7 protein-coding genes and 1 riboswitch are annotated in these 7,622 nt (G+C 65.2%); of the genes, 5 read left to right on the forward strand and 2 right to left on the reverse strand.

Annotation, left to right across the window (positions count from 1 at the left end; all coding sequences use genetic code 11):
• Both thrB and ispH read right to left on the reverse strand, forming a co-directional pair.
• Positions 1-644 (reverse strand): homoserine kinase (thrB, locus tag VMR03_RS14430; protein WP_325406414.1); only part of this gene is annotated, 644 nt, incomplete at its 3' end.
• Between the two features lie 15 nt (positions 645-659).
• Positions 660-1,610: a 4-hydroxy-3-methylbut-2-enyl diphosphate reductase gene (gene ispH / locus VMR03_RS14435; protein WP_325406416.1), complete on the reverse strand. Its 951-nt coding sequence runs from the start codon at positions 1,608-1,610 to the stop codon at positions 660-662.
• Positions 1,611-1,886: 276 nt separating this feature from the next.
• On the opposite strand from ispH, the gene VMR03_RS14440 reads away from it, so the two are divergent.
• The 5 genes from VMR03_RS14440 (at position 1,887) to gcvPB (ending at position 7,570) form a co-directional block, all read left to right on the forward strand.
• Positions 1,887-2,501, forward strand: coding sequence for a hypothetical protein (locus VMR03_RS14440; RefSeq protein ID WP_325406418.1), 615 nt, complete (start codon positions 1,887-1,889; stop codon positions 2,499-2,501).
• A gap of 164 nt (positions 2,502-2,665) precedes the next feature.
• A riboswitch (glycine riboswitch) is annotated at positions 2,666-2,757 on the forward strand.
• Between the two features lie 168 nt (positions 2,758-2,925).
• On the forward strand, positions 2,926-4,068 hold the full coding sequence (gene gcvT, locus VMR03_RS14445) for a glycine cleavage system aminomethyltransferase GcvT (protein WP_325406420.1): 1,143 nt from the start codon (positions 2,926-2,928) through the stop codon (positions 4,066-4,068).
• A gap of 15 nt (positions 4,069-4,083) precedes the next feature.
• The gene (gene gcvH / locus VMR03_RS14450; RefSeq protein ID WP_325406422.1) at positions 4,084-4,461 is read left to right on the forward strand and encodes a glycine cleavage system protein GcvH; all 378 of its coding nucleotides are present in this window, start codon (positions 4,084-4,086) and stop codon (positions 4,459-4,461) included.
• A gap of 185 nt (positions 4,462-4,646) precedes the next feature.
• Entirely contained in the window at positions 4,647-5,993 is a 1,347-nt protein-coding gene (gcvPA, locus tag VMR03_RS14455; protein WP_325406424.1) for an aminomethyl-transferring glycine dehydrogenase subunit GcvPA, read from the forward strand.
• Between the two features lie 8 nt (positions 5,994-6,001).
• A complete protein-coding gene (gene gcvPB, locus VMR03_RS14460; RefSeq protein ID WP_325406426.1) occupies positions 6,002-7,570 on the forward strand; it encodes an aminomethyl-transferring glycine dehydrogenase subunit GcvPB in 1,569 nt (522 codons plus the stop codon).
• Positions 7,571-7,622: the final 52 nt, after the last annotated feature.

The raw sequence follows: 7,622 nt of genomic DNA on the forward strand, positions 1-7,622 counted from the left end.
GCGAAATAGAAGTCGATGATGCCGGAGAGTTTCTCGCCGATGAAGAAAACATTGTCGGGGAAGAGGTCGGCGTGAATGACTCCCTGCGCGAGGTCGCGCGGCCAGTTCGCCTCGAGAAAGTCGAGTTCCACGCCGAGTTCCGCCGCAAGGCCGGGCGACACTTCGTCGGCGCGCGCGCGGCAGGCGTCGAAGAGAGGGCGCCAGCCCGCGACCGTCAGGGCATTCGCGCGATGGATGGCGAAATCGCGGCCGGCCAGATGCAGCCGCGCCGCGCCTTCGCCGAGCTGCGCGCAATGTTTCGGTTGCGGCCTCTTCACCGAGAGGCCTTCGAGGAAACTGATAATGGCGGCGGGGCGGCCGGCCAGTTCGCCCAGCATCTCGCCCTTGCGGTTGCGGATCGGCACCGGGCAATCGATGCCTCGCGCGGCGAGATGGTTCATCAGGCCGAGGAAGAAGGGGAGGTCCTCGCGGGCCACGCGCTTTTCATAAAGCGTCAGGAAATAGGCGCCCTTCGTCGTGTGCAGCAGGAAGTTCGAATTCTCGACGCCTTCCGCGATGCCCTTGTAGGAGCGCAGTTCTCCGATGTCGTAGGCGGCGAGAAAGGCTTCGAGCTCCTCGTCGGCGACTTCCGTGTAGACAGCCATGTCGGATAAACCCCGTCAGCCCGCAAGCGCGCGGGGCAGCTTGAACTGCACGGATTCGCGGGCCGCCGCAACTTCCTCGACGGTGACGTCGAAGCGCGCGCGGAAAGCGTCAATGACTTCCTCGACCAGGACATCGGGCGCGCTGGCGCCGGCCGTCAGGCCGACCGTGCGCGGGGTCCCGAGCGCCGCCCAGTCGATGTCGGCGGCGCGCTGCACCAGCATGGCGCGCGGGCAGCCGGCGCGTTCGGCCACTTCGACGAGACGCATCGAGTTCGACGAGTTCGGCGCGCCGATGACGATGACGGCGTCCGATTTAGGCGCGATGGTCTTGACCGCGTCCTGGCGGTTGGTGGTCGCGTAGCAGATGTCCTCCTTGTGCGGACCGACGATCTCGGGGAAACGGCGGCGCAGCACCGCGACGATGTCGGCCGTGTCGTCGACCGACAGTGTCGTCTGCGTGACGAAGGCGAGCTTGGCGGGATCGCGCGGTGTCAGCGCCTCGGCATCGGCGACGGTTTCGACCAGCTTCACCGCGCCCTCCGGCAACTGCCCCATGGTGCCGATGACTTCGGGGTGGCCCGCATGACCGATCAGGACGATTTCGAGGCCGCGCTCGTGATGGCGCTCGGCCTCGACATGGACCTTGGAGACGAGAGGGCATGTGGCGTCGAAATAGACGAGTTCGCGGGCTTTTGCGTCGGCCGGCACGGATTTCGGCACGCCATGGGCCGAGAAGATGACGCGGGCGCCTTCCGGCACCTCGTCCAGTTCCTCGACGAAGATCGCACCCTTCTTTTCCAGCTCCTCGACGACGAAGCGGTTGTGGACGATCTCATGGCGGACATAGACCGGCGGGCCGAACTTCCCGATCGCGGTCTCGACGATCTGGATCGCCCGATCCACGCCCGCGCAAAAGCCGCGCGGGGAGGCGAGAATCAGCGTCAGTTTGGGCTTCAGGTCCGTCATCCTCGGGCTCGTTAGGCGGGTCATGCTCGTCGTGGGGCGCCGCCGGTGCGGCATTCGGGCTCGCAGGGGCCCTCCTTGTGGCCTTGCCGGCACTTCGCTAAAGTGCCCGCGCCGCAGTCGAGGCGGCCCTGTTGCCTTGTCTAACCGTATGAAACGCAAGGCTTTCGGGGTCCGTCTCTGCCGGTAATAGAGGGGCCTGCCTTGCGAAAGTCAAGAAACGCGGGTGCGGCTTACAGGCGGGGCTTTCACATTCCTTTTCCAGCGAGTGACACGACGATGCCGTTTCCGATCGAGCCGACCGGTCCTTCCCGCCGCGCCGCAGCGCGGGCTCTGGGCCTTGCCGTGCTTCTCGTCTTGCCGTTGGCGCTGGGCGGCTGCTCCTGGCTCGGCATGGGGGGCAGCGACGATGATGTGGACCCGGACGCCGATCTGCCGAAGCCCTGTCCGACCGTGGGCGTGCTCGACGGGGCCGATCACATCACGATGTTCAGCGGCCGCGGCAAGGACCTGACCGATGTGGTGTTGCGCGCCGAAATCCGCAAATCCGCCATCGAGTGCGAATACGACACCGACGAGAAGACCATCTCGTTCAATGTCGCCTTCGACGGTACGGCCGACCTCGGGCCCGCCGCCACGGCGCGCGACATCAACATTCCGGGCTTCATCGCCGTCACCCGGCATGGCTACATGGTGAGCAAGCGGATGCTCGACATTCCGGTTTCTTTCGAGGGCGCCGCGCGCACGGTCAAGTTCCTCAAGACCGTCGAGGACACGACGATCCCCTATGGCGGCGAACTCGACGGTTCGGCCTATGAGATCATCGTCGGCTTCCAGTTGACGCCGGATGAACTCGAATACAACCGCAAGGTGCCGGCCGTCCCGCTCCGATAGGACGGGGCTGTCGCCGGACGTTCCGGAGCACCCGAAAACCGCCGATTTCGGTGGAAAAGGCTCGATTTGCGGCAGGGCGGTTCCCTGCCGCAATTGACTCCCCCGGGGTCCTCCATATGATCGGCCCCAAGCTTCAAGGATCGAAGCCCGATTCCTACATACAGATGATCCCTGCGGGAGAGATCGGGTCCGTGGACCCGGCGCCGAAGGAGCAACCGCCCCGGAAACTCTCAGGCAACCGGACCGCAGGGGGATGAATCTCTGGAAAGCAGGCCATCCGCCTTGGATAGGCCTCACCGAAGGGCGTAAGCGGCGGGTTCGTCCCGTTCCGCGAAATCTCTCAGGTTCCGCGACAGAGGGGGCGCTGCCGGCAATTTTGCCGGGCGGCAGCCCTTGATGATTCGCGCGTAACCGAGAGAGACCGATGTCAGCTCCCCATACCGAAGAGACCCTGCAGGTCACGCCGCTTCACGCGCTCCATGTCGAGCTTGGCGCGAAGATGGTGCCTTTCGCGGGCTACGACATGCCGGTCCAGTACAAGGACGGCGTGCTGGCCGAACATCTTCATACGCGAACGGCGGCGGGGCTCTTCGACGTCTCGCATATGGGGCAGGCCTGGATCGAGGGGCCGGATTTCGAGACAGTCGCCAGGGCGCTCGAGACGCTGGTGCCCGGCGACATTCTGGGCCTCGCGCCCGGCGCCATCCGCTACACGCTGCTGCTGAACGACAAGGGCGGCATCCGCGACGATCTGATGGTGACGCGGCCGGCCGAGCCCGCGCGTGCGAATTCGATCTTCATCATCGTCAACGCGGCCTGCAAGGAAGCCGACTTCGCGCATATCGCGGCGAACCTGCCGGCCGGCATTTCGCTGAAGCCGATTGCGGACCGGGCGCTGATCGCGTTGCAGGGGCCGAAGGCGGTCGAGGTTTTCGCGCGGTTCGCGCCGGCCGCCGCCGAGATGATCTTCATGACGGCGAAGGCGATCGACGTCGCCGGCGTTCCCTGTCTCGTCAGCCGCTCGGGCTATACGGGCGAGGACGGCTACGAGATTTCGGTGCCGGAGAGGGACGCCGTGGCGCTGACGAAGAAGCTTCTCGGCGAAACGGAGGTGAAGCCCATCGGGCTCGGCGCGCGCGACTCGCTGCGTCTCGAAGCCGGGCTTTGCCTTTACGGCCACGACATCGACGAGACGACGACGCCGATCGAGGCGGCGCTCGGCTGGGTCATCGGCAAGCGGCGGCGCGAAGAGGCCAATTTCCCCGGCGCGCAGATCATTCTCGGCCAGATCGCGAATGGCGTCGCGAGGAAGCGCGTCGGCCTGCTGCCGGAAGGCAAGGCCCCGGCGCGCGAAGGCACCGAGATCGTCGGCGGGGGCAAGGTCATCGGCACGATCACGAGCGGCGGCTACGGGCCGTCCGTCAGCGGGCCGATTGCCATGGGTTATGTCGCGACCGATTTTTCGAAGGTCGGCACCGATGTCGAGTTGATGGTCAGAGGCAAGGGGCGGCCGGCCGAGGTCGTTGCGATGCCTTTCACCGAGAAACGCTTTCACAAGACGAAATAGTCAGGGGACAGAGAGATGAGCGAGATCCGTTTCACCGACCAGCACGAATGGGTGCGCGTCGATGGCGATGTGGCGACGGTGGGCATCACCGACTACGCGCAGGAACAGCTGGGCGACGTCGTTTATGTCGAACTGCCGGAAGTCGGCAAGTCGATCGCGGCGGGCGACGAGGCGGCGGTCGTCGAAAGCGTGAAGGCGGCGAGCGAAGTCTATGCGCCGGTTTCGGGCGAAGTCGTCGAGGTCAATGCCGATCTCGAAGCGGCGCCTGGCGGCGTCAACGAGGACGCGATGGGCAAGGGCTGGTTCGTGAAGCTGAAGCTCGCCGACAAGGCCGAGCTTTCGAAGCTGATGGACGAAGAGGCCTACCAGAGCTTCGTCGAAGGACTGGCTTGAATGACGCTGCCGCGCATCCTTCCTACACCTCCCCCCTTGAGGGGGAGGTCGATCGGCGAAGCCGATCGGGTGGGGGGACTTCTTCGCAAGACTTTTTCTTGCAGCTTACCCCCCCTCCCAACCCTCCCCCTCAAGGGGGGAGGGCTATTGAGCTGATCTCCGGTTACAACCTGAAAGCTGATCTCATGCGCTACCTGCCACTGACCCAAAACGATCGCCGCGAGATGCTCGGCGTTATCGGCGCGAAAAGCGTCGACGATCTTTTCCGCGACGTGCCGGAACGCGCGCGGCGCGACGGGCTCGTCGATCTGCCGCGGCGGCAGGGCGAGCTCGAAGTCGAGCGCGCGCTGACGAAGATGGCGGCGAAGAACGTCGCGGCGGGTTCGGTGCCTTTCTTCATCGGCGGCGGCGCCTATCGTCACCATGTGCCGGCGACCGTCGATCATCTGATCCAGCGTTCGGAGTTCCTCACCTCCTACACGCCCTATCAGCCGGAGATCACGCAAGGGACGCTGCAATATCTCTTTGAGTTCCAGACCCAGGTCGCGATGCTCACCGGCATGGATGTCGCGAACGCCTCCATGTATGACGGCTCGACTGCCTGCGCCGAAGCGGTGCTGATGGCGCATCGCGTGACGAAGCGCAAGAAGGCCGTGCTTTCGGGCACGCTCCATCCGCATTACCGCGCGGTCGTCGAAAATCTCTGCGAGGCGGGTGGCGATCCGGTCGAGGCCCTGCCGGCGGCGTTTCCCGGCAAGACCGAGGACATCATCGCGCGCATCGCGGCCGATACGAGCTGCGTCGTCGTGCAGAGCCCGTCCTTCTTCGGCGAGCTCGTCGATCTCCGCGCGATCGCGGATGCCGCGCATGCCAAGGGCGCGCTCCTTATCGCCGTGGTGCCCGAAGTCGTGTCGCTCGGCCTCGTGACGCCGCCCGGCGAGATGGGCGCCGACATCGTCGTCGGCGAGGGCCAGTCGATCGGCAACGGGCTCAATTTCGGCGGGCCCTATGTCGGGCTCTTTGCGACGCGCGACAAGTTCGTGCGGCAGATGCCGGGCCGCCTCTGCGGCCAGACGGTCGATGCGGAAGGAAAGCGCGGTTACGTGCTGACGCTTTCGACGCGCGAGCAGCATATCCGCCGCGAGAAGGCGACGTCGAACATCTGCACCAATTCCGGCCTCTGCTCGCTCGCCTTCACGATCCATCTCTCGCTTCTCGGCGAGGACGGCTTCAAGCGTCTGGCGCGGATCAACCACGCCAATGCGGTGAAGCTCGCCGACGCGCTGTCGGGCGTCAAAGGCGCCGAACTTCTGAACGGCGCTTTTTTCAACGAATTCACGATCCGCTTGCCGAAATCGGCAACAGCGGTGGTCGACGCGCTGGCCGACAGGCAAGTGCTCGGCGGCTTGCCGGCGAGCCGGCTCATTCCGGACGACGCGGCGCTCGACAATCTGCTGATCGTCGCCTCGACCGAAATCAACACGGATGATGACCGCGCGCAGTATGTCGCCGCGCTGAAGGAGGTGCTGTGATGTCCGGCATGAACAGTCAGGGCCGCCCCACCGCGGCGGGCGATGTTGCATCGAGCGATTTCGAGACCTATACGGGCAATCGCGGTCTGCGCCTCGAAGAACCGTTGATCTTCGAACTCGACAATCCGGGTGCGACGGGCGTCGATCTCGACGAGCCGGCCGCTTTCGCACCGCGTCTCGGAACGCTGGAACGCAAGGGCCGCATCGGTCTGCCGGGCATCTCCGAGCCCGACGTGATGCGGCATTACGTGCGCCTCTCGCGCAAGAATTATTCGATCGATGCGGGGCTCTATCCGCTCGGTTCCTGCACGATGAAGCACAATCCGCGCCTCAACGAGAAGATGGCGCGCCTGCCCGGCTTCGGCGACGTGCATCCGTTGCAGCCGCAGAAGACCGTGCAGGGTGCGCTCGAGCTGATGGATACGCTGGCGCACTGGCTGAAGGAACTGACCGGCATGCCCGCCGTCGCGATGTCGCCCAAGGCGGGCGCGCATGGCGAACTCTGCGGCATGATGGCGATCCGCGCGGCGCTGGTCGCGCGCGGCGAGGGCGCGACACGCACGCGCATTCTCGTTCCTGAATCCGCGCATGGTACCAATCCGGCGACGGCGGCGCTGCTGCAATACAAGGTCGATGCGATCCCGGCCACGGCGGATGGCCGCGTCGATCTCGCCGCCTTCAAGTCGAAGCTCGGGCCCGACGTCGCGGCGATCATGCTGACCAATCCGAACACTTGCGGATTGTTCGAGCGCGACATCATCGAGATTGCGGACGCCGTTCACGCGGCGGGCGCTTATTTCTATTGCGACGGCGCCAATTTCAACGCGATCGTCGGCCGGGTGCGGCCGGGCGATCTCGGCGTCGATGCGATGCATATCAACCTCCACAAGACCTTTTCGACGCCGCATGGCGGCGGCGGTCCCGGCGCAGGACCCGTGGTGCTTTCGGAGGCGCTGGCGCCTTTCGCGCCACTGCCTTACGTCGTGCATGGCAAGGAGGGGTTCCGTCTTGTCGAGACGGGGGGCGAGGCGAAATCGGACGGCACGCATCCGTTCGGCCGCATGGTCGCCTTCCACGGCCAGATGGGCATGTTCGTGCGCGCCATGGCCTATATGATGAGCCATGGTTCGGACGGGCTCAGGCAGGTCGCCGAAGACGCGGTGCTGAACGCCAATTACGTTCTCGCCTCGCTGAAGAACGATCTCTCGGCGCCCTTCGAGGGGCCTTGCATGCATGAGGCGCTGTTCGACGACCGTTTCCTGAAGGGGACAGGTGTCGAGACGCTCGATTTCGCCAAGGCGATGATCGACGAGGGCTATCATCCGATGACCATGTATTTCCCGCTGGTTGTCCATGGCGCGCTCCTGATCGAGCCGACCGAAACGGAATCGAAGCACACGCTCGACCAGTTCATCGGCACGTTGAAGCATCTCGCCCAGGCCGCGAAGGGCAACGACAAGACGCGCTTCACCGGCGCGCCGCATTTCGCGCCGCGTCACCGGCTCGACGAAACGCTGGCCGCGCGCAGCCCCGTTCTGCGCTGGCAGGCTGCGACACCGAAGCAGGCAGCCGAATAAACGAGGGGGAGGAATGATGGGGAAGGGATGGACGCCCAGGCGCATCGCGCTT

It is taken from the genome of Parvibaculum sp., assembly GCF_035511255.1.
GTDB lineage: Bacteria > Pseudomonadota > Alphaproteobacteria > Parvibaculales > Parvibaculaceae > Parvibaculum.